Here is a 21,932-nt window from a genome sequence, read left to right as displayed (position 1 = left end):
AAATTAAGAGGACAGAGAAATGTTTTTTAATTTGCAAGTCCTAAGAAAAGGGCAAAATTATATCTATCAGTTTGATGGCAATGAAGGGAGCAATGATACCACCAATGCCATAAATGAAGATGTTGCGGCGTAGTAATTGGTCTGCTGAAAGAGGCAAGAATTTTACTCCTTTAAGTGCTAAGGGAATTAGTGCTGGGATAATCAAGGCGTTGTAAATTAACGCTGAGACGATCGCAGATTGAGCGCTCTTTAGTGCCATGATATTAAGTGCGCCGATTCCAGCCGCAGCAAAGATAGTCGGAATGATGGCAAAATACTTGGCGATATCGTTGGCGATGGAGAAGGTTGTTAATGCTCCACGGGTAATGAGCAGCTGTTTGCCAATAGTTACTAAGTCAATCAACTTGGTGGGGTCTGAGTCTAAGTCCACCATGTTAGCAGCTTCTTTGGCAGCCTGTGTCCCAGAGTTCATCGCCAAACCCACGTTTGCTTGAGCCAAAGCAGGCGCATCATTTGTACCATCTCCAGTCATTGCCACCAGTTTACCCTGAGCTTGTTCCGAGCGAATCACCTCGATTTTGTCTTCTGGAGTCGCTTCGGCAATGAAATCATCAACTCCAGCTTCCTGAGCTATCACCGAAGCGGTAATTCGATTATCACCCGTGAGCATAACGGTGCGAACACCCATGCGGCGGAGTTGGTCAAATCGTTCTCGCAAACCAGGTTTGACAATATCTTTGAGGTAAATAACACCATAAATTTTCTCATCCTGGCAAACAGCTAAGGGTGTACCCCCTAACCGGGAAACTCGCTCATAAGCTGCATCTATATCATCGGGAACGTAACCGCCACGAGAACGCACAAATCCCTTAATTGCGTCCACCGCACCCTTGCGAACTTGTTTACCATCGGGTAGATTTGTACCACTCATGCGGGTTTTGGCGGAAAACTCTACACCTTCGGCTTTCTCGGTATTAAAATCGATCCCAACCTGGGACTTTTCTGCTAATGCCACAATTGACTTGCCCTCTGGGGTATCGTCAAATAAGCTAGCAGCTAGGGAAACTCGCGCCACATCTTCTAGTGAGTGATTATTCAGGGGAATAAACTCATCAGCCATGCGGTTACCCAACGTGATTGTTCCTGTCTTATCTAGCACCAAAGTGTTTATGTCGCCGCAAGCTTCCACTGCTCGACCAGAGGTGGCGATGACGTTAAATTGGGCAACCCTGTCCATCCCTGCAATACCGATCGCACTGAGCAAACCACCGATAGTTGTGGGAATCAAAGCTACCAGTAACGATATTAAAATCGCCACGCTAGCACCCGCACGTAAACTGTTTGCCGCCTCAGCACCAAATACAGTGGTGATAAAATTGGCGATGTAGCTGACAAATGGCGGCATCGTCGCTACTACAATTAAGAACACCTGTGTCAGCACTGCTAACAATACCGTCAAGGCAATCTCATTGGGAGTTTTGGTGCGTTCTGCTCCTTCTACTAAGGAAATCATGCGGTCAATAAAGCCTTGACCTGGGTCGGCAGTAATCTTAATCGTCAACTCGTCGGAAAGTAAGCGCGTACCTCCTGTCACCGAACTGGCAATATCCGTACCTGGTTGCTTCAACACAGGCGCAGATTCCCCAGTAATCGCAGACTCATCAACTGAACCAATACCTTTAATTACTTCGCCATCGGCGGGAATCAGATTATTGGCAATTACCTTTACCAAATCACCCCGCCGCAGTTCCGTAGAATTGACTTTTTCAATGGAACCATCAGGAAGGATTTTATTAGCGATGGTATCCGATCGCGTCGTTCTCAGTGAATCAGCCTGAGCTTTGCCCCGTCCTTCAGCCACAGCTTCAGCAAAGTTAGCAAAAACGAGTGTGAAAAACAGAATAAAGGTAATCAACCCATTTAACAAGCGTTGTTGGTTGATATTTGCCTGGATTGTACCAAACAAATTTGGGTTAAGGGTAACTAGAAAAGTGACAATTGTCCCGACCCAAACAACAAACATCACTGGATTTTTAACAGTAATTCGCGGATCGAGCTTGACAAATGACTCACGAATTGCTCTCTGGTAAATTCCCCGCATATCTGCCTTGGGGGTGTGCTTGCGCGAATCACGAGTTCCCGATGGAACGCGGGGTGAATGAGGATTAGTAGTAGTTGGCATAAATTAAATTATGGGAATGGGGCATTGGGCATGGGGCATAAGTCTTTGAGGTGGATTAACGAGTATCAAAGACTCATTAATTTATCTCTGCTCCCCACCTCCCTACTCCTACCCAATACCTTTTGCGATAAAAAATGCTTCACCAACAGGGCCTAATGCTAATACTGGGAAGAATGTAAGTGCGCCTAGAATTAAAATCACGCCTGCGGTAACGCCTGTAAATAATCCGGTATCGGTTCGCAATGTCCCAGCAGTATAGGGAACAGCTTGCTTGCGAGACATGCTATCTGCTAAAAACAGTAAACCCAGTATGGGAATATAGCGCCCTGCTAGTAAACTAAAGCAGGTACTCAAGTTCCACCACAAAGCGGTTAAAGTCGGTTCTGTACCTGTAGCTATTGCTAACGGCGAAGGTTGGGAATCGCCTAAGCCTTCAAACCCGGAACCGTTGTTAGCAGCAGCGGAGGCGTATTCGTAGATAACTTGAGCAAAACCGTGGAAGCCGGGATTGCTAATTCCTGATAATTGTTCGGGAAATGCTAGAGCGATACCTGCGGGAATCATAATTGCGATGGGGTGAACTAGCAAAATTAAGAAACTAGCCAGTACAACTTCCCGCTTCTCAATTTTGCGTCCGAGAAATTCTGGCGTGCGTCCCACCATTAATCCTGTAGCGAACACAGCCAGAATTAGGTAAGCAAACAAGTAAGCGGTTCCTGTACCCTGTCCCCCCCAAATAATTTGTAGGAACATATTGGAAAGGGTAATAAAACCGCCGTTGGGCATGAAGGAATCGTGTAAACTATTGACTGCACCACACATGGTACCGGTGGTACTGACCGCGAACAGCACAGATTGTGCCCAACCAAACCGGACTTCTTTACCTTCCAAATTCGGTTGCTGACTTCCTAGCACCGCATTCACAGCCGGGTTGCCGTTGTATTCACCAATGGCTGTAACGATAATAAATACTAGATAAATAACACCCACCATGCCGTAGACTAACCAAGCTTGCTTAGTGTTATTAGCAAACAAGCCATAGGTGTAGATTAAGGAAGTGGGAATCGCAAGCATGGCGACAATTTCAATTAAATTGGTAAATCCGTTGGGATTTTCAAAGGGGTGTGCGGAGTTGATGGCAAAAAAGCCGCCGCCGTTTTCGCCTAATTCTTTGATGATTTCAAAATGGGCAACGGGGCCGCGGGCGATCGCCTGACTAACGTTAGGATCTTCCAAGGTGGGAAACACCGCTACACTCGCCAGTGTTTCTGGCACGCCAGCCGCCATCAAAACAATCCCGCCGACAATACAAATAGGCAGCAGAATTCGCGTAATCGAGCGAATTAAGTCTACATAAAAGTTGCCCAACGATTTACCAGTTAATCCTCGAATAAAAGCTATTCCCACAGCCAAACCAGTGGCCGCTGAGGTGAACATGTGATAACCAAGTCCCCACATTTGGCTGGCATAACTCATGTAAGTTTCACCAGAATAATGCTGCTGGTTGGTATTAGTAATAAAAGAAATAGTAGTATGCAGCGCTGTATCCCAAGTTGGGGCATTTATCTTAGTTGGGTTTAATGGTAACCATCCTTGATTCATAATAATCAAGAAAATTAGCAACCCCATTGCAACATTGCTATACAATATTGCCCGCCCATACTGCCAACCAGTCATATTTTCTTTAGCTTTTACACCAACCAAGGAATAAAGCACTCGCTCAACCGGATTTAAAACTGGATCGAGAAAAGTACTTTGTTCTTGGTAGACACGCGCCATATAGCGCCCAAAAAATGGAGTAATTGCTACTACAATTAGTAGCGTTAATATAATTTGAATCCATCCTTCTAACATTGGATTAATCGAACTCCGACATGAGTTATGTTGAAATGATTATTAAATAGATTGCTGTGAATATTTAAATGATTCTTGGTTGATGAATATGTACTTTACAAATCAATCATGAAACTTTTTGTTAAGAAAAACAAGGTGTAAATTAATATTTGAACTTAGATATATTAGCGATATAGTTTTGCAGGAATATAAATTGTTAGAGTGTTTATTTTGATATATATCTGCAAGTATATAAATCCTAAATCATTCGGGAACAACAAGATCCCCGACTTCTCAAAGAAGTCGGGGATCTGAAGCCACTCAATTTTCACAGTATCCTTAAAGAATTCAGGTGTCTTGCAGCCTTGAGGGAAGCTTTGTTAGATTTTCAGGCTCAAGCAGATTTAGAAACCTGGTTTAGTGCATTAGAATAGCACAACCCTCGTTATTTATACTCCATTGAAATGAAAAGAATAGAAATTGAACAAAGAACTATTTTAGTTGGTTTGGCAGGTAGCCACGGATATGGTTTAAATCGTCCCGATTCCGACTTGGATTATCGCGGAGTGTTTATCGCACCCAAAAGGTACTATTTGGGATTCGATCGCATAGAACAAAAAGATGCTGGCTGGGATGAACCAGGAATATTTCCATTTCTAGATAATAACAAAGATACAGTTATATATGAATTAAAAAAAATCATCCAGTTATTATCGGGAGCCAACCCCAATGTTTTAGAATTACTCTGGTTAAATAACTATCCTTTTCTAACTCCAGTCGGACAGCATTTAATTAATCATAAACAATTATTTTTGAGCAAGAAGGTAAAGCATACTTACACTGGTTATGCCTTCGCTCAAATCAAAAAAATGGAAACTCATCGCAAGTGGTTATTAAAGCCACCGCAAAAAAAACCATTACCATCTGACTTTGAGATAGAAGACGAAGCAGCCCTAACCAAAGATGAACTAAATGCTTTTTTGGAATATCTTTATAACTTAATTAGAGGCAGAATTGAGTTTTTGGAAGAAGCTGAGCAATTATACAAATTGCTGACAGCAGATATTGATTTTAAAGGAGTGTTAAAACAATATACTTTACCCGACGAAACTTTAGAATATACCCAAAAATTAACTAATAGCCGTAAAGATTTTATCCGCCTGCTTCAGAAAAGTCAAAGTTATCAAACAGCCCTAAGAGAATGGAAGGCTTACTTATCTTGGCAGGAAAATCGAAATCCGGCTAGAGCAGAAATGGAACTCAAGTCTGGTTTTGACCTCAAACATGGGATGCACTGCATTAGATTGTTACGCAGTGGACTAGAAATATTACGTCAAGGAGAGGTGATTGTAGATAGAAGAATAGCTGGTGATGCTGATGATTTAAAAGCTATCCTCAAGGGTGATTATTCCTATGAACAGGTTATGAAAATGGCAGAAGATTTAGTTGCCGAAATGGAAATTGTTTACGAACAATCTAACCTGCCTCATAAACCCGATCTAGAGCAAATTAATGAATTGTGTATGGAATTAGTGGAAATGCAAAAGTGGTGAAAAAGAGGGGGAAAGGGGAAAGGAACCAGCAATTTCAAAACAGGGGTTTCAACGCATGGAGTCGGCAATTTTTATTGCACTATGTATCTCCTCAATCTTCTTTTTTGTTCTCCATTTTTCAAAACAGGGGCTTTATACCTTGTGGTGAAAAGTTTTTTCTTCTTCCCTTCCCCTTTCCCCTTTTCCCCTTCTTGGTAAATAAAAAAATTAGAAGTGAGAAGTTGAGAGTTAGGAGTTTTTAATTAACTTCTCACTCTTAACTCATAACTCATGACTAAATTTAAAGAGTCTGAACTAAATCAGCAAAGCCAAAAAGGCTAATAATTAGTAATAGTAATGCTGTGAATTGTGTAATTCGTGTTTGCGGTGAGGGGGCGATCGCTTCCCGCACTAAGATAGAAATAGATGCTCCAACTACTAAGCTCAAGCCTAAGATTAAATATGGTCTTTCGGGTAAAACACTCGCTATTGCCAGCATAGCGATCGCTAAAAACAGCATCAATAATTCTACAAACCGAGGCGGGTTGTATTGGCTAGATAAAATTAAGCTGTTGAACCAAAAATACCAAAATCTCATAGTCAGTATTCAGTGCTAAGTGCCCAGTGCTGAGTTAGATCTTAAAAGTTAAGAGTTAGGAGTTGGGAGTTAAGAGTTGGGAGTTACTTGGAAGTTAGAAGTTACGAGTTAAGAGTTATTCTCGTTGTCTCTTTTTCCTCTTGTCTCCCTCATCCCCCACTCCTAACTCCTAACTCCTAACTCCTAACCCCTAACCTCTAACTCCTAACTCCTAACCTCTAACTCCTAACTTCTGACCTGTGCCATTTTTTTGTGCAGTATCATCTTCTGGGAGTTCGACGCCAAACACACGGCTAAAAGCTTTGCCAACTTTGTAGCCAGAATCAATCGATTCCAAGGGGTCTTTCCGCAGCCTGTGACGCAAGCACAGCGTAATAACGCGGCGAATATCGTCAACTGTAACTTCACTCCGTCCTTCAAATGCCGTTATGGCTTTGGCGGCGCGGTTACTAACAATGTCACCCCGTAAACCATCTACATCCAGTTCAGAGCAGACTTCAGAAATTTTCACCCGCAAATCATAGTCAATTTTTACTTCTGGTAACAGTTGCTGGGCATTGACAATTTGCTGTTGTAGTGCTTCTTGCTGGGGTTTATACTTTTCGAGAAATTCTGGAGGATTTTGGTCAAATTCCGATCGCTGTTCCACGATTTGTACTCGTAAAGCTGGTTCTTTGACTGTATGAATTTCTGCGTGCATCCCAAAGCGATCGAGTAGTTGGGGGCGCAGTTCGCCTTCTTCTGGGTTTCCAGAACCCACAAGCACAAAACGTGCCGGGTGACGGATTGAGATGCCTTCCCGTTCTACAGTATTCCAGCCACTGGCGGCGGAATCGAGTAGTACGTCTACAAGGTGGTCATCTAGTAAGTTGACTTCATCCACATAAAGAATGCCTCGGTTAGCCTTTGCCAGCAGTCCTGGTTCAAAAGCTTTGACACCCTCAGATAAAGCTTTTTCGATGTCGATAGTGCCGCAAACCCGGTCTTCTGTGGCTCCTAATGGCAGGTCTACCATTTGGACTTTTTTGTGAGTTACGGGAATTTCTGCCCCTTGTTCTAACAGTTGGCGGACATCATCGCTCATCAAGTCAGGGTCGCTAGGATCGCTACTAAACGGGTCATTGGCAACCACAGAGATTTCTGGCAGTAGATCCGCCAGCGCCCGGATAGTAGTGGATTTTCCGGTACCGCGATCGCCCATGATCATTACACCACCAATTTTGGGGTCAATCACGTTCAACAGCAGCGCCAGTTTCATTTCTTCCTGGCCGACAATTGCCGTAAAAGGAAATACGACACGACGCGCACTTGCCGTAGATTGAGCAGTTGGACTCACTAAATTACCTAACAATATTTTTCTTATTACAGTTTTTTATTGTGACACAGCTGGGGACTGAGGAATAGGGAGATGGGGAAGTGTGGGGAGTGTGGGGGGAAAGATTTTTTCCCTATCCTCCCACACCTCCCACCTCTCCCACACTTCCTGCTTGCCCCATGCCCAATGCCCCATGCCCCATTCCCAATACCAGATATATTGGGCACAAATGCCTACTTGCTACGTCAAGTTTCTTAATGTGCATAAGTTTGATTTAGTTTTTCTGGTGCAAAAGTTCCATACACAAGGAACCAACAACTACCAATCTGTCAATTTTTTAGTAAGTATAAATGCTTGTAATATATGACTAGTAGATTGAATCACAAAAGCAAGCAATGGCGTGTGTGGGTAGCTAATGCATCATTCAAACCTATGAAATCAACTTTTTTTGTTCGAGGTTGGCGACGAAAAGTTAAATATATTTTCCCGCTGCTGATGTTAATATCGTTTATTACGGTATTGTTGGTAGACAGCTTCAGCCCTGCTGTTGCCCAGCTACCCCGTCAGGAGATTCGCGGGGTTTGGATGACGAACAATGATTTTGACACCCTCAAGGATCGCGCCAAAGTGCAAGAGGCGATGAGTCATCTGCGTCGGCTGAACTTCAACACAATCTATCCAGTGGTTTGGAATTCTGGCTATGTGATGTATCCCAGTGCGACAGCACAACAGGCAGGGATTCAACCTTTTGTTTATAAAGGTTCAGATGGACATGATATTCTTGCTGACCTCATTAATCAAGCCCATCGCAAGGGACTCTTAGCAATTCCCTGGTTTGAGTTTGGATTTATGGCACCCCCAACGTCGGAACTAGCACTAAATTATCCAGATTGGTTCACACAAAAGCGCGATGGTAGTCAAACTTCCATCAGCGCGGCTGGTGAGGTAATGTGGCTCAATCCCTTCCATCCACAAGTGCAACAATTCATCAGCAATCTTGTGCTAGAAGTTGTCACTCAATATGATGCCGATGGCATTCAGTTTGACGATCACATGAGTTTGCCCCGTGAATTTGGCTACGATCGCTATACAGTTGCGTTGTACGCTAAAGAAACAAAAAATAATCCCCCAGCAAATCCTGAAGATCCAGCATGGGTAAAGTGGCGGGCAGATAAAATTACCGCCTTCATGGTACAACTGAACCAAGCTGTGAAGCAGAGAAAACCCCAGGCAATTTTCTCCGTTGCTCCTAATTACTATCACTTTGCTTACAAGTTCCACCTGCAAGACTGGGTTAATTGGATACGGCAAGATATTGTAGACGAGTTAATTGTGCAAATTTATCGTCCAAATCTGCAAAGTTTCATCGCAAATATTTCCCGCCCAGAAATTCAAGAAGCCCAACAAACCATTCCCACAGGAGTGGGAATTATGACAGGCTTACGAAATAACCCAGTCCCAATGCAACAAATTAAGTCTCAGGTGCGAGCTGCCCAAGAACGGGGTTTGGGTGTAACCTTCTTTTATTATGAAAGTCTTTGGAATTATGCACCTGAACCTTTAAACGAACGCCAAGCAGCATTTGAAAACCTCTTTCCATCTCCCGCACTCCGCGCCAGAGTTGAATAACTTTTTTGCACAAGTGCTTAGTACATCTCATCATTAATATTGGTTAGAAATACTAGTGGTCTATCGCATTAATTTTGCTAGGTAAACTCATTTTCGATTTCTCTTCTTTTCTTCTTCCTTAGCGTTCTTTGCGTCCTTTGCGGTTCGTTATTTTACCCCTCATAATTAATGCGACGAACCACTAGCTGTAGATGAGTTCGATTGAAAAAAGAATTTGACAGATAGATTCGATAGGGGCGCAAAGCTTTGCGCCCCTACAAATTTTTGATGTGTTGCAAAGATTTTTTGAAATGGTATTAGATATCTCGTTTACCGACAAAATTGTTGGTAGAGACGTTGCATTGCAACGTCTCTACATCTGTTGTGATTGCGAAAAATCCTGGGGTGCAATCGTTGATTCGTTATAGGTGTTCAGACTCAAAAGCGATCGCTCCCACTGCAACTTCACCCAAAAAACTGCGTCTATTGCAATAACAGAATTATCTTGACAATTAAAACCTATGCTGCCTAAATGGTTTTTGTCACACTATCGACTCATATTTAGATTACTACTATTAACTGCAACTATCAGCCCGCTAGGGCTAAATTACTATGTAAATGCAATTACTAGCAATCGCCGCTACACTCAACCAGAAAAAATTCCAGCCGGGCGCGTTGCCATCGTCTTTGGTGCAGGAATTTACCCTGATGGTACACTATCGCCAATGCTTAGCGATCGCGTCTCTGCTGCTGTAGAACTTTACAAATTGGGGCGAGTTCAAAAGCTGTTAATGACGGGTGACAATAGCCGCGATGACTACAATGAAGTCCAAGCAATGCAGAATTATGCAGTGGAAAGAGGCGTACCTGCTCAAGATATTACCTTAGATTATGCTGGATTCAGCACTTATGAAAGTTGCTATCGAGCTAAAGATATTTTCGGAATCAAACAAGCAGTTTTAGTTACCCAAAAATTCCATTTACCCCGCGCAGTTTATACTTGCGATCGCCTTGGCGTCAAAGCCATCGGTTTGGGAACACCAGATTGGGAAAGCTACAGTTTTCAAACTGTTATGTACTCCACACTGCGGGAGGAGTTGTCTACTCTCAAAGCTTTGTGGGAGGTTAATATAACTCGCCCTCAGCCAACTTTCCTCGGATCATATCAAGGAATAAAATGAGTTGCGAGTGGTGTAATTCAAAGAAATTCTGAATTCTGATTACTCTTCTCGACTCTTCTCTTGAAGAAGCGATCGCCAATCTTTAATTGCTTTTTCTGTCCATAACCAATTTTTAGCTAATTTATCTACTTGAAAATTTACACCATCGGATTTCATTACCATTTGTCTCAACTTTATCGCTTCATTCATATATTGTGCTTGTTTGGCGCTAGATTCATCTAGTGCAGATTTATACAGTCCCAGAGCTAAACCAGCATAGGAAGTTAAAGCATCCTGAGGTAATGGCGTCTTTGTGGATGTAGTAGAAGCATTATTCTGTGTTTTGAGAGCTAAATTTAAAGCCTTGAACCAAGAATCATTAGCTCGATTCAAATTACCTTCTGCGTAGTAAGCAAATCCTAAAGCGTTTTTATATAAAAGCGAATCTGGTTTAGCCTTAGCAGCAGTCTCCCAGTAACGACGAGCATCATCAACGCTATAGTTAGCATCTCCAGTCTGGATTGATTGCCATGCTAGTCGCCCCTTTAAAAAGTTGACAGATGGATCGTCAGCTTGCTGATTTGTAACTAGCTTCAAAGCAGTTTCAGCCGCAGCAAAGGCACCACGATTGAGTAATTCTTCCACAGCAAACAACCCACCTTGCAAATCGCCTTGGCTCAATTTTTCAGTAGCGGTGGCGGTAACGATTCCAGTTGGTGCTGTTTCTAAATCGATACTTGGTTGCTTTTCGATGGGTAAAGACTCAGTAGGAATTGGTGGTATCTTCGACAGATTCGTCTGTAGTCGATTTTGCCACCACCAATTTAAACCGATGGCAATTGCGATCGCACTTATTCCCACAACGCCAACAATCGGCCACAGCTTACGCCGTTGGTTACGATTTCTAGATGGAGATGAGTTTGGCTGCGATCGACGAGAAAACTCCGAATTTTGCCAATGTCTTTCTGAGTTTCCAACAGTTTCAGGAGGCGGTGCTGGAACTTCTCCCCACAAATCTGCTTCCTCCAAAGAGGAAGTAATTTCTTGTGAAACTGGCCTATTTGGTAGACTATTTTCGTTAATTTGTTGCTCGATTTCTGTGGGGGATTTTTGCTCATCTAGCCGCCGAAACAAATCCGAAACGATCGCCGAATCTTCTGCATAACTTGGGTCATCATACTCGATTTCATCAACGAGATCGCCCCAAGTATCTTCACCTAGCCAATCCAAGCCAGCAGGATCGCGCCCCAAATCAGCAGGAATCATTTCCTCAATTCCTAAAGGCATTTCCGGATCGTCTGCGATCGCAGCATACATGGAACTAGGAATTGTCCCTACAGGCGAACTATATTGGTTGAGCGACTCCTGACTTTGCCCTAAAGCAGTTTCCTGGCTCAGAAAACCGTCAAATTCTGGCTGGAGATACAAAATGGGTAATGCCCAGTACATTTGGTGAGAACCATAGGCAGAAATTAATCCTTGGCGCACCCGACTAACGCATAAATCTACTGGATACCCCTGACTCAAATTGCGGTAAAATAATTGCGTGAGTGTCAGTGCCACTTCATCCGGAATACGCTCTGACATTGCCAAAACACTAGCAATTCCTCGTTTTACAAGACTTTCTGCCAGGTTGCGTTCCCCCGTATCTTCAGAAGCCCCCAAGGCAGCTGTATAAGCCCCCAAGCAGGAATTAAACACCGCCATCTGGATGTTGTTGTTGACGAGCAAACCTGCCAAATCGTCTCCAGTCAGAATTTCCGTTAACCCAGTTCTGCGACTGGCAAGATAAATTTCTCCGCCATTTGGGCCTAAGTTGCTATGACCAGAGTAGTGTAGAACGTGATATCTGCCTTGCTCTAAAGCTTGGGTCAGTTCTTCCCGTCCTGGTTGGTCTAACACAGTGAGTTCAATTTCTGGGAGATGACTGCTAGCTTCAGCAAATCGTGGTGCTGGACGCGCAAGTTCCGCTTGCAGTTTGATTGCTTCCTGTTTGAGTAGGTCGAGACGGACTTGATCTAAGGGCGAAGCAATTACCATCAATACTTTGACACCAGTTTCTTCCATTGGCGTAGGCGTAGCCCCCCGCAGGGATCGCAAACGAGAAGCCCCCAAAATTCCGCTTTGGAAGCGAGAAAAAGCGACATAAGGCCCAGTGGCTAAGGGGCGATCGCCTGCGTGCATCACTTCCCAAGGCAAACGAGCTAACCTGGTGTCTTTCAGCCCCAAGCGTAAGCGCAATACTTGTTGGTGATTCTGGGCAATACCTTGGGCAGTAATCCAACTATCTCTGAGAGTACCTTGAAATAAGGCATTATATAATTGTTGACCTAAAGCCACCAAATTAACAGAATTTCTTGCAATATCACTTTCCCGACCGCTAGAGGCGAATGGATCTCCTTGCAGGACTGACTTCAACGGGTCATTCATCAAATGCCCAGCAGCCATCAACCAATCAGCTACAGGCCAAGTCACCAATTCTTCTGCCAATGGCACCCCAGGCGCGACTTGTTCCGTCCGCACCAAGTAGTCGTTTTGCCCTACTGGGGTTACGGATATGTGGAATTCCTGGGTCACAGCTTCTCCTGCTCGCCTCCTAAATTCGGTTTGAAACGCGAAAGTTTCAAGTCGATTTTTCGCTCCCTCTGATAACTTAGATGCATCCCACCCTTGAATGTTTCTGATTTTTAGTTGTTTTGGCTTTTCTACCTTTACAACTTTATCCGGATTGGATTAGTTCGGTCTAGAACACTTTATTGGTAGATGCACCTTGATCTTCAACTCCCCTAGTAGGCTAACACCCACTGGGGGTTTTTTTATTTTGGCAAACAACAGCAACCTCTAATATCAATTTCGTGTGAACACTTATAGTTAGAGTTAACACCCAGACACAAAGAGAATTCGGAGTGCCAGCTTTTGGCGATCTCAGCTTCTGCTAAGGAAGACGCTGCCCGAACCGAGGACGCTCTACACTAGGAGCTTAGAATTATACAGCAAATTTCAATTGGGTGAATTACACAACCTTAGCTCGAAAAACCAGATATAAGTCCTAATTTTGCTGTCAAATTCCGGATTATGAATTCTGAATTCTGCTGTAAGTAATTAAACTAACTTGACATAACGCAGATATTCTCCGCCAGAAAATAATGCTTAACTTTAGAATACTTGATTGGCAGATGAATGTACCTCGATCTTTAACTCCCCTAAATCGCTTAATATCCACTATCACAGCACAGCAAAAACCCAGCGAGCATCTTCAATTAACCAAACCAGGGGCTTAAGCGCCCTATCTAAAACATAGGGAAAGGTCTGGCAAAGTGTAGTAGTTTTTGTTTGACACAAAAATAATCAAGTTTCTTGGAAATTTATCCTGAGCATGATGGTTAAACCTAGAACATTTAATTGGTAGATGCACCCTGATAACTAGCTCCCCTGGTAGGCTAATAGCCACTAGGGGTTTTTTTTGCTCATCACACATCTATTTTTCAGGTAGCGCACTAATCATTGAATAATTGGTAGATTTGACCGTGCCAATTTTAGATTTTAGATTAAAAATTATTTCAGTTCATACCGTCGGTAGTGAGCGGAACAAATCCAAAATTTAAAATCCGACGCTCCATAACTTGCTAACGCTGCGCTATCAAGCCCTGTAACCTTGTGTCGTCTTTAATCCAAAATCGGCAATCTAGCTTGAAAAGCTTGTTCTTCACCCTTGACGTTGGTGTAGCCAGAGGCTCGCGGATACGGAGAATTACTACTCTATTGCCGCAAGCCTGAGGTCACGCCAGCACCCTACGAAAAGCCACTCTCTGGGCGTCTACCCACAAGTCGGGAAACTCGTCCCAGCGACTGGCTGAACTTTTAGCAAAATCCAAAAATGGTTGACCTGATAACTAACCCCTCTGATTGGCTAACACTTGTTGAGAGTTTTTTTTCTGGTGAGTAAACAACAATAACCTCAACTTCTGCATAATTTATCCGGTGGATAGCCATTAACTTGAGAAAAAAGAATTGGTAGATGCACCCTGATAACTCAACTCCCCTGGTTGGCTAACACCCACTGGGGGTTTTTTTGTTTGGAACCATCGAAGAATTTTAGATTTTAGATTTTGGATTAGGGTTTTTCGGTTAAGAGCAACCTCTTTTCTAGACACAACAAATATCAAACCGAAGCCCAGCACCCTTGTGATTGGGATAAATCTAAAAGACCCTCGCGAACTTGCTAACGCTACGCGATCGCCAATTCCAAATCTTGTTGGAGCTCGATCATTTTCTCCGGAACATGCTGGCTGCCCCTAGAAAACATTATTGGTAGATGCACCCTGATAACTCACTCCCCTAGTAGGCTAACACCAACTGGGGTTTTTTTATTTTAAAAAATAATTGACCTTTGTACAAATTTATCCGGAGTATGGTGTTCAACCTCAGAACATTTAATTGGTAGATGCACCCTGATAACTAACTCCCCTGGTAGGCTAACACCCACTGGGGGTTTTTTTATGCCTAGAGCCATAGCAGCTTGTCGTTAGACATCATGAGCCTCCATAAACTGCCACATACCCAGAATGCACCTTGTTGTTACTGCTGGTAGACCTTGAATATCCCTTTATTGACAGCTTAGAGTAAAACTTGGTCGCCCAATCCCTGAATCGCTTTCCTTTTATTTTTAGCTAAACAGGTGACTCTAAAATGATTGCTATGATATTTAATCACATTCTTAAGTTTTTTTCTAGATTCCTACTTTCTCGTTCTTCGACTGCTGCTTCCTAAAAATAGGTCATTGGGCATTTGTCATTAGTTTTTCTTTGCCTCCCCGCGTCTCCCCATTTCCCCGATGCCATTTTTGTTGACATTAATAACCTGCTATATGGTATATTTCATGGCGTTATGCTAGGACATCTAGCCTAAAACCAAAGAGTTGCCAACCGATGAGTTTAGCTGTAATCAAGTTTTCTTCTGAAGAGTGCGGCATCTGCCACAAAATGTCTTTTTATGACAAAAAGGTGGCTGAAGAACTGGGTTTAGAATTTATCGATGTGAAAATGCAGGATACAGCTGCCTACCGCAAGTATCGCAAGATTTTATTGACTCAGTATCCTGATAAATCAGAAATGGGATGGCCTACTTACATTGTTTGCAATTCTCCAGAAGGAGAATTTGAGATTGTAGGTGAGGTAAAAGGCGGTCATCCCAAAGGTGAATTTAGAAGCCGTCTCCAGCAGGTTCTCGATTCTACAACTAGTGAGAATTAATTACCTCAAAAGATTTAACCTCTAGGACAGGGCCAATCATGGCAGCTGTCATGACATCTTCACGCACCTGTCCTTTAACTTTTGCTTTTTGTCCGGCTTTGAGTAAGTCTTGATCTGCCCCTCTGAGGATTTCGTAAGTAACACCCTCTTCTGTAACTAACGCCCATGCGCCTGGGCCAATATCACGGCGTTGAATTGTACCTGTAAGTGTAATGCTCATAAATAGTTCTGATTGGGAGAGTAGGGACTGGGGACTGGGGACTGGGGACTGGGGACTGGGGACTGGGGACTGGGGAGATGAGGGAGTGTGGGGAGTGTGGGGGGTAAAGATTTCTTCCCTATCCTCCCACACTTCCTGCTTGCCCCATGCCCCATGCCCAATGCCCAATGCCCAATGCTCCATACCCATTTATGCTGCTTTTTCTTGGTTTTGCAATGCTAAACGAGCAAGTCCATAACAAAGTATGGCGTTGGTAATAAGGAACAGACGTGCTAAGTTAACATTTCCAAATCCCCAAACTGCTGGGTCGTAAATAGCACTTACTGTCAAGCAGGCTGCTACTCCTAATGTTGAACCAATGGCAAACCATTTCCAACTAGGATGTCCTAATAGTAATGCCATTAATACAATAGGAATCAATACGCTGGCAAATAGAGGATTGAATGCATCACTTCCTTGGAGGGTATTGCCGAGTTCTGGAATTGAACTGCCCAAAACCCGGAAAGGCCATTGGGGAAGGTCAAAGATATAGATTCCCTTGAGGAAGAATAACCCAGAACTGCCAGCAATTAAACCGCTAGACAAAGACCAACTCCAAGTGAAGGGGAAGTAAACCCGTAAAAACCAAGCCAGCAAGTAAGAACCAATCACCATTAAAATCTTCGGTAACAGTGCTACTGCACCACCGTCAATCCAAAAGCCGGGATTCAGGTAGCCATTATCCCGTAACCACCGGAAGAAATCTTGGAAACTGATTTGCCCTTCAACAGCTAGTTTGACTGCTGCTTCTGCATTGAGTTGTCCAGCACCATAATAGTTCAAACCATCATCTTGGATAACTCGTGCCGACTGTTTGAGGACTTTTAAAACTTCATCTGGTTCTTTAATACCAGTAGCTTTGATTAATGCTGCAACGCCAGCAATGTGGGGGGAAGCCATGCTTGTACCTTGGAAACCAAGAAATACGCCTTCGCCTTTTTCGTTGATAGTTTCTTGGAGAATCTTACCAGCTTCACTACCACCAGGAGCAGAGATATCGACACCTGCACCAAAGTTAGAATAGGGTGCTTTTTCGCCGTCTGGACCGATCGCTGAAACGCCAATAACGTGAGGATAACGTGCTGGATAGCTTGCCCCGTTGGCACTTTCATTACCCGCTGCGGCAATGATGACTACACCTTTTCTATGGGCATACTCGATCGCTTCTTTCATTAACTTGCTTTCACCGCCACCGCCCAAGCTCATATTAATCACATCTGCGCCTTTATCAGCAGCAAATTTAATCGCTTCGGCAATATCGGCTACGGTACCGCCACCATAAGCACTCAGTACCTTCAGCGGCATCAAACTGGCTTCATAAGCAATTCCAGCTACACCATATTTGTTATTTGTGGCTTGGGCAATGGTTCCAGCAACGTGAGTACCATGACCGTTATCGTCATCGGCCTGTTCTTTGTCGTTGACAAAATCATAGCCTTTGACGAATTTTGTTTCATACAAGTCGCGCACCTTGGTAATGCCAGTGTCTATGACTGCAACGGTGACGCCGCTGCCTTTGGTTTGACTCCATGCACCTTCGATGCCAATTTTGTGCAAGTTCCACTGCTTGCTGTAATATTGGTCATTGGGGCCAGTTAATGAGAGATTTACCTCATCATTTTCTTCGGGGCGCAAAAATTCTCCCAACCAAGCGGCTTCACCTGGTTGTGGAATCTTTCTGTAGATATAATTTGGCTCTATGAATTCTGTAGCTTGGGCAAACTGAGATTTTTTCAGTTCTTGGAGTCGTTGCCGATCGCCCTTGATAATATACACATTATCCTTAGCCGAAAACTTGTTGTCTAATTGGGGTGTAACGTTGTATTGTTTGGCGATCGCTTGTAAATTCTGTTCCACCACAGTTGATGGAATATCTTCACGAAAATCAAGCACAATCGTCTCAAACTCACCTTTAGCTGCCAATCCCTGGAAATTCAGGAAACCAAATACAGCAGCTCCCAACCCAATGACAAACAAGCACAATAATATAAGCTTTCTCATATTAACTCATCACCGCTTTTTGCCAGTTTTCCCACTACCATAACTTATCTGTGCCCCTTGTTGGTGTAATTTGCACTTTAGTTTACCTTCACTTCATAACTCAGGACTGTTGAAACGATGGAACGTGGTCTTTTGTGGTTACCTCTGTTAGCAATGTTTTTCTGGCTAGCTTGGCAAGGCTCAAGGGAGTATCAAAAAGTTGAAGCCTATCGCGTATGGGCAGAGCAATTTGAACGCGCTAAGTATGATATTTATTCAGTATTAGGTCAAAAAGGAAACTCTATAACTTGGGGAAAACCCACACCCAAAGGGCCGATTAAACTAGAGACATTTTCTTTAGTTAATGTCCAAGAAATACATCTTTTGATAGATGGCAAGTTAGTAGATATGGAAAATCCGCCCGATAAAGCCCGTTCTATAGAGTTAGAATTTGTATTTTCCGAATCCGCTGACTCAGTGCGCGTTCCGTTTACAGAAATTCCTTTAGCGGCAGAATGGGCAAAGTTTTTAGATTTAGGGTTAGCAACTTGGCGATCGCCAACAAATCAGTAGCTATAGCAGTCCTAAATCATTTGTGAAAATTATATATCTCTTTCTTCTTTTTTCTCTTTGCGTACTTTGCGTCCTTCTCTGGAAGACGCTATGCGAACGCGGTTCGTTTCCTTATTTATATTTTTCACGACTCATTTAGGATTGCCATATATCAAGTTTGGCTAATTATTGATGGCAGTAAATATTAAGTTTTTCCAACATAAACACTTGATAGGAATCAGGCGTAGGGAACTCGATCAAAGAATTTAGTTGTTCAAGACTAAATCTTTTGAGTCTAGTTATTCCCCTACACCTGTTTTGAAGAAACTTGCTTATCAAAAAAAACAGAACTAAATAGTCATAAAAGTCGTAGAAGACTGAGCCAAGAGTATACTTGCACTGGCATTATCCAACTTTGCCAACACTTGATTGTCAGAACTATCGAGAATGAAGGCTTGAGTTCCTTGTTGCTGTATCAACAATTGACCAAACTGGAGACCACCAGAAAGGGCAATTTTGTCTATACCTACATTAAAATCGACAATCGAGTCAGTACCTTCACCTGAAGCTAACACAAAAGTATCACTACCATAATCCCCCGTCAGCACATCGTTGCCTTTACCACCGTAAAGCCAGTCGTCACCTGAACGACCGTTGAGTTTGTCATCATCGATACCACCAAATAAAGTATCGTTGTCATTATTACCCCACAGATAGTCATTGCCACTATCCCCATAGAGGAGATCGTTACCATTTCCTCCCCAGAGAGTATCATATCCGTCACCTCCCCAAACTTCGTCATTTCCTGGATTAGCTACTATTGTGTCTGCCCCTCCAAAGCCATAAATCTTGTTGGCTGGGGCATTGCCTTGTAAGAATTCAGAACGGGCGGTGCCATTGATAACTGGAATTTCCGGAGTGGGAGCGGGTTTAACTATGCCGGTAATGGCAAAGTCAAAGGGGCTTTCGTTACTGTCGTTGTTGCTTAAACTAAAACTACCACTATAAGTACCAGGTGTAGTGGTGTTGAGTGCCACGCTTATGGTAGTGGAAGCATTAGCAGCGACACTAGTGGGGAGACTTCCTACTAAACTAAAACCGTCAGGAAGCTCAAGATTACTCAAGTTGAGTGCAGCTGTGCCGATGTTCTGAATAGTAAAGGTTTCAATTAGAGTGTTACCAACAGTAGTGTTGCCAAAGTCAATGGTAGTCATGCCATCTGCAATGTCAACGGTGCCATTGAGGACTTGGATTTCAGGAGTAGGAACAGGTTTGACTGTGCCACTGATGGCAAAGTCAAAGGCACTTTCATTACTATCGTTGTTGCTAAGAATCAGAGTCCCACCATAGCTGCCAGGTGTGGTGGTGTTGAGTCCGACGGTTATGGTGGTGGAAGCATTGGCAGCCACACTTGTGGGGAGAGTTCCTACTAAACTAAAGCCGTCTGGTAGTTTGAGATTACTCAGATTGAGTGCAGCTGTACCGATATTTTTAATCGTAAAGGTTTTGGTGAGAGTGTTACCAGCGATCGCATCACCAAAATTGATGGCAGTGGTAGTCCCATCTGCAATGTCAACTGTGCCATTGAGGACTTGGATTTCGGGAGTAGGAACAGGTTTGACTGTGCCACTGATGGCAAAGTCAAAGGCGCTTTCATTACTATCGTTGTTGCTAAGAATCAGAGTCCCACCATAGCTGCCAGGTGTGGTGGTGTTGAGTCCGACGGTTATGGTGGTGGAAGCATTGGCAGCCACACTTGTGGGGAGAGTTCCTACTAAACTAAAGCCCTCTGGTAGTTTGAGATTACTCAGATTGAGTGCAGCTGTACCGGTATTTTTAATCGTAAAGGTTTTGGTGAGAGTGTTACCAGCGATCGCATCACCAAAATTGATGGCAGTGGTAGTCCCATCTGCAATGTCAACTGTGCCATTGAGGACTTGGATTTCGGGTGTGGGAATTTTAATGGTTGGAGCTTCATGGGCACCAATGTCAACCACTGCGGTGCCGTTGCCGTCCCCATCTTGAGGAGTTCTCCCAGTTACATTATTGAAAGCACTGGAACCTGCATCGATAGCAATACTTCCAGGTTTGAGTGCAAAATTACGACCCGCAGCATTCACAAATTGGGGATCTTTACCCAGAATCAAATTAGTTCCTGTTTTGTTGTACGTATTAGTGTTGTAAATCAAATTGTGGTCAGCTTTAATATTTTTAGTTGAGCCACCTACAACATACGAAGTGCCATTTAACTTGGCATACATAATGTTGTTTACAACATTCACATTTTCCGATCCACCACTAATCAAAATCTCACCAGCGCCTTGGAGTTCGGGGTGTTGTGAATTTTGGTAAGTAGTGTTGCCGATCACATCGGCATTAGAACTTTTGTATACCTGGATGCCAGCACCACCATTGTTGTAAGAAGTATTGTTGGTAATTAAAATTTTCCCTTTGTATGGTTGATTATCTAAGCCCAGACTATTAGCAGCATCAATCATAATGCCGTGTCCTTCTGTAGCTTTACCTGTACTACTTTCCCACCAAGGGATGTAAGTATAATTGTCGAAACTTACATTATTACGAATGATTATTTTGTAATCGGTGGTGTTATTGTCTAAATTGCGATTATTGAGAGTGGTGATAGCATTTGCTCCCCAAGGGCTATACCAGCATGTTTCAGAAACAGTATTATTTTCAATGATGATATAGTCAGCTTCTTTACTTGTAATTCCACCACCTGGGAATTTAGTAACAGTGTTACCGCGAATTGTAATGTGATGAGAACTGTTGTTGGCTTTATCCGGTTGAATGTAAATCCCGGCTCCATTTGTTAGTGGATTGCCTAAATTTCCTGCTTCTTTCTGTGCGTACTCTAATGTAATTTGATCGTTAGCACCGACAAGCTTCAGTCCCTCGATCGTGATGTAGGATGAACCTACAATGTTGATGGCTTGGAAATTTGTTGATTTGATTAGAGGATTGTGACCAGGTAAGGCTTTGAATGTAATTGGTGCGTCTTCAGTACCCTGTTTTTGATTGATATTCAAAACTGCGGTTTTGGGGTATTTACTCTGTTCATAAGTACCGTTCATAACGTACACAGTATCGCCTGCTTGCACTAGGTCAGCGGCTTTTTGCAGAGTACGAAACGCGCTTCCTTCTTTCAAACCATCATTGCTATCGTTACCTGTTCCAGAAACGTAGTATACTTTGCCAGCCATAGTTTTACTCCAAGAATATGTAAGTTAATTCGTATTAGGCTCTTAGCAACTCAGTTCATTGCTATGTAGTTATCTGAATGGGTGGTCTGTTAAGACTGTTTTCAAAAGTCACAGTTGTCCGCTCGCAACTTCTAAATTGCGTCGGTTTGAGAAACACTGTTGTCAAACTGGAAATTTTTTGTCCTGTCAACCGCTGATGGTTAAACAAAGGATGTAAATATCGTCAATCGTCAGGCTGTTGTTGAGGAAAATCAGACGATTAGCGTGTTCGTTTGGGCGATCGCTTTGGAGTAGAATCAAATCCAATCTCCACTGCGTAGGCGCAGCCCAACCTAGGCATCGCTGATACTATAAGAAGTTGATACAGCGGTCATATTTGGTATCTAATTCCTGTGAACTTTATCCGTTGTCTGAGGTCAGAAGTTGCCAAATCGGCATAG

Annotated in this window: 14 protein-coding genes; 5 read left to right on the top strand and 9 right to left on the bottom strand. The window is 43.2% G+C overall.

The features are described 5' to 3' along the window. Positions 1-40 precede the first annotated feature (40 nt). Together kdpB and kdpA are read right to left on the bottom strand one after the other, a co-directional pair. Positions 41-2,182: a potassium-transporting ATPase subunit KdpB gene (gene kdpB / locus H6H03_RS23825; RefSeq protein ID WP_190957532.1), complete on the bottom strand. Its 2,142-nt coding sequence runs from the start codon at positions 2,180-2,182 to the stop codon at positions 41-43. Positions 2,183-2,290: 108 nt separating this feature from the next. Next, positions 2,291-4,036, bottom strand: coding sequence for a potassium-transporting ATPase subunit KdpA (gene kdpA, locus H6H03_RS23820; RefSeq protein WP_190957531.1), 1,746 nt, complete (start codon positions 4,034-4,036; stop codon positions 2,291-2,293). A gap of 443 nt (positions 4,037-4,479) precedes the next feature. Between kdpA and H6H03_RS23815 the strand changes: the two genes are divergently transcribed. Beyond that, positions 4,480-5,568 (top strand): nucleotidyltransferase domain-containing protein, encoded by a 1,089-nt coding sequence (locus tag H6H03_RS23815; RefSeq protein ID WP_190957530.1) that lies wholly within the window; start codon positions 4,480-4,482, stop codon positions 5,566-5,568. A gap of 280 nt (positions 5,569-5,848) precedes the next feature. Here the strand turns inward: H6H03_RS23815 and H6H03_RS23810 are convergent, their stop codons facing one another. From H6H03_RS23810 to H6H03_RS23800, 3 genes are all read right to left on the bottom strand, one after another. Further along, complete coding sequence (locus H6H03_RS23810) at positions 5,849-6,145, bottom strand: hypothetical protein (RefSeq protein WP_190957529.1); 297 nt, start codon at positions 6,143-6,145, stop codon at positions 5,849-5,851. 211 nt (positions 6,146-6,356) lie between these two features. After that, the gene (gene bchI, locus H6H03_RS23805; protein WP_190957528.1) at positions 6,357-7,481 is read right to left on the bottom strand and encodes a magnesium chelatase ATPase subunit I; all 1,125 of its coding nucleotides are present in this window, start codon (positions 7,479-7,481) and stop codon (positions 6,357-6,359) included. Between the two features lie 36 nt (positions 7,482-7,517). Beyond that, positions 7,518-7,655, bottom strand: a complete 138-nt coding sequence (locus H6H03_RS23800; RefSeq protein WP_190957527.1) for a hypothetical protein — start codon at positions 7,653-7,655, stop codon at positions 7,518-7,520. Between the two features lie 237 nt (positions 7,656-7,892). Between H6H03_RS23800 and H6H03_RS23795 the strand changes: the two genes are divergently transcribed. Both H6H03_RS23795 and H6H03_RS23790 read left to right on the top strand, forming a co-directional pair. After that, positions 7,893-9,089 carry a glycoside hydrolase family 10 protein gene (locus tag H6H03_RS23795; RefSeq protein WP_390842898.1) on the top strand — a complete coding sequence of 399 codons (1,197 nt, stop codon included), beginning with the start codon at positions 7,893-7,895 and terminating at the stop codon, positions 9,087-9,089. Between the two features lie 500 nt (positions 9,090-9,589). Further along, positions 9,590-10,249, top strand: coding sequence for a SanA/YdcF family protein (locus H6H03_RS23790; protein ID WP_190957525.1), 660 nt, complete (start codon positions 9,590-9,592; stop codon positions 10,247-10,249). Between the two features lie 39 nt (positions 10,250-10,288). On the opposite strand, the gene hetF is transcribed toward H6H03_RS23790, so the two are convergent. Then, positions 10,289-12,805: a cell division protein HetF gene (gene hetF, locus H6H03_RS23785; RefSeq protein ID WP_190957524.1), complete on the bottom strand. Its 2,517-nt coding sequence runs from the start codon at positions 12,803-12,805 to the stop codon at positions 10,289-10,291. 2,351 nt (positions 12,806-15,156) lie between these two features. Here hetF and H6H03_RS23780 point away from each other — a divergent pair. Further along, positions 15,157-15,480: a thioredoxin family protein gene (locus tag H6H03_RS23780; RefSeq protein ID WP_190957523.1), complete on the top strand. Its 324-nt coding sequence runs from the start codon at positions 15,157-15,159 to the stop codon at positions 15,478-15,480. On the opposite strand, the gene H6H03_RS23775 is transcribed toward H6H03_RS23780, so the two are convergent. Continuing rightward, complete coding sequence (locus H6H03_RS23775) at positions 15,467-15,700, bottom strand: hypothetical protein (protein WP_190957561.1); 234 nt, start codon at positions 15,698-15,700, stop codon at positions 15,467-15,469. The two genes, H6H03_RS23780 and H6H03_RS23775, sit on opposite strands and share 14 nt — an antisense overlap. Positions 15,701-15,889: 189 nt before the next feature. Further along, complete coding sequence (locus tag H6H03_RS23770) at positions 15,890-17,740, bottom strand: S8 family peptidase (protein WP_190957522.1); 1,851 nt, start codon at positions 17,738-17,740, stop codon at positions 15,890-15,892. A 117-nt stretch (positions 17,741-17,857) separates the two neighbouring features. Between H6H03_RS23770 and H6H03_RS23765 the strand changes: the two genes are divergently transcribed. Continuing rightward, the gene (locus tag H6H03_RS23765; protein ID WP_190957521.1) at positions 17,858-18,292 is read left to right on the top strand and encodes a hypothetical protein; all 435 of its coding nucleotides are present in this window, start codon (positions 17,858-17,860) and stop codon (positions 18,290-18,292) included. A gap of 329 nt (positions 18,293-18,621) precedes the next feature. Here H6H03_RS23765 and H6H03_RS23760 read toward each other — a convergent pair whose 3' ends face one another. Next, complete coding sequence (locus H6H03_RS23760) at positions 18,622-21,492, bottom strand: choice-of-anchor D domain-containing protein (RefSeq protein ID WP_190957520.1); 2,871 nt, start codon at positions 21,490-21,492, stop codon at positions 18,622-18,624. Positions 21,493-21,932 lie beyond the last annotated feature (440 nt).

It is taken from the genome of Nostoc paludosum FACHB-159, from assembly GCF_014698835.1.
GTDB classification, from domain to species: domain Bacteria; phylum Cyanobacteriota; class Cyanobacteriia; order Cyanobacteriales; family Nostocaceae; genus Nostoc; species Nostoc paludosum.
The sequence above is the reverse complement of the archived record's forward strand: the minus strand, read 5'-3'. Positions and strand labels throughout refer to the sequence as shown.

Coding starts and splice junctions, on each gene's coding strand:
- kdpA (WP_190957531.1), bottom strand. CDS start 4,036: ATGTTAGAAGGATGGATTCAAATTATATTAACGCTACTAATTGTAGTA.
- H6H03_RS23795 (WP_390842898.1), top strand. CDS start 7,893: ATGAAATCAACTTTTTTTGTTCGAGGTTGGCGACGAAAAGTTAAATAT.
- H6H03_RS23815 (WP_190957530.1), top strand. CDS start 4,480: ATGAAAAGAATAGAAATTGAACAAAGAACTATTTTAGTTGGTTTGGCA.
- kdpB (WP_190957532.1), bottom strand. CDS start 2,182: ATGCCAACTACTACTAATCCTCATTCACCCCGCGTTCCATCGGGAACT.
- H6H03_RS23780 (WP_190957523.1), top strand. CDS start 15,157: ATGAGTTTAGCTGTAATCAAGTTTTCTTCTGAAGAGTGCGGCATCTGC.
- H6H03_RS23765 (WP_190957521.1), top strand. CDS start 17,858: ATGGAACGTGGTCTTTTGTGGTTACCTCTGTTAGCAATGTTTTTCTGG.
- H6H03_RS23790 (WP_190957525.1), top strand. CDS start 9,590: ATGCTGCCTAAATGGTTTTTGTCACACTATCGACTCATATTTAGATTA.
- H6H03_RS23760 (WP_190957520.1), bottom strand. CDS start 21,492: ATGGCTGGCAAAGTATACTACGTTTCTGGAACAGGTAACGATAGCAAT.
- H6H03_RS23800 (WP_190957527.1), bottom strand. CDS start 7,655: ATGGGGCATTGGGCATGGGGCAAGCAGGAAGTGTGGGAGAGGTGGGAG.
- H6H03_RS23810 (WP_190957529.1), bottom strand. CDS start 6,145: ATGAGATTTTGGTATTTTTGGTTCAACAGCTTAATTTTATCTAGCCAA.
- H6H03_RS23775 (WP_190957561.1), bottom strand. CDS start 15,700: ATGAGCATTACACTTACAGGTACAATTCAACGCCGTGATATTGGCCCA.
- H6H03_RS23770 (WP_190957522.1), bottom strand. CDS start 17,740: ATGAGAAAGCTTATATTATTGTGCTTGTTTGTCATTGGGTTGGGAGCT.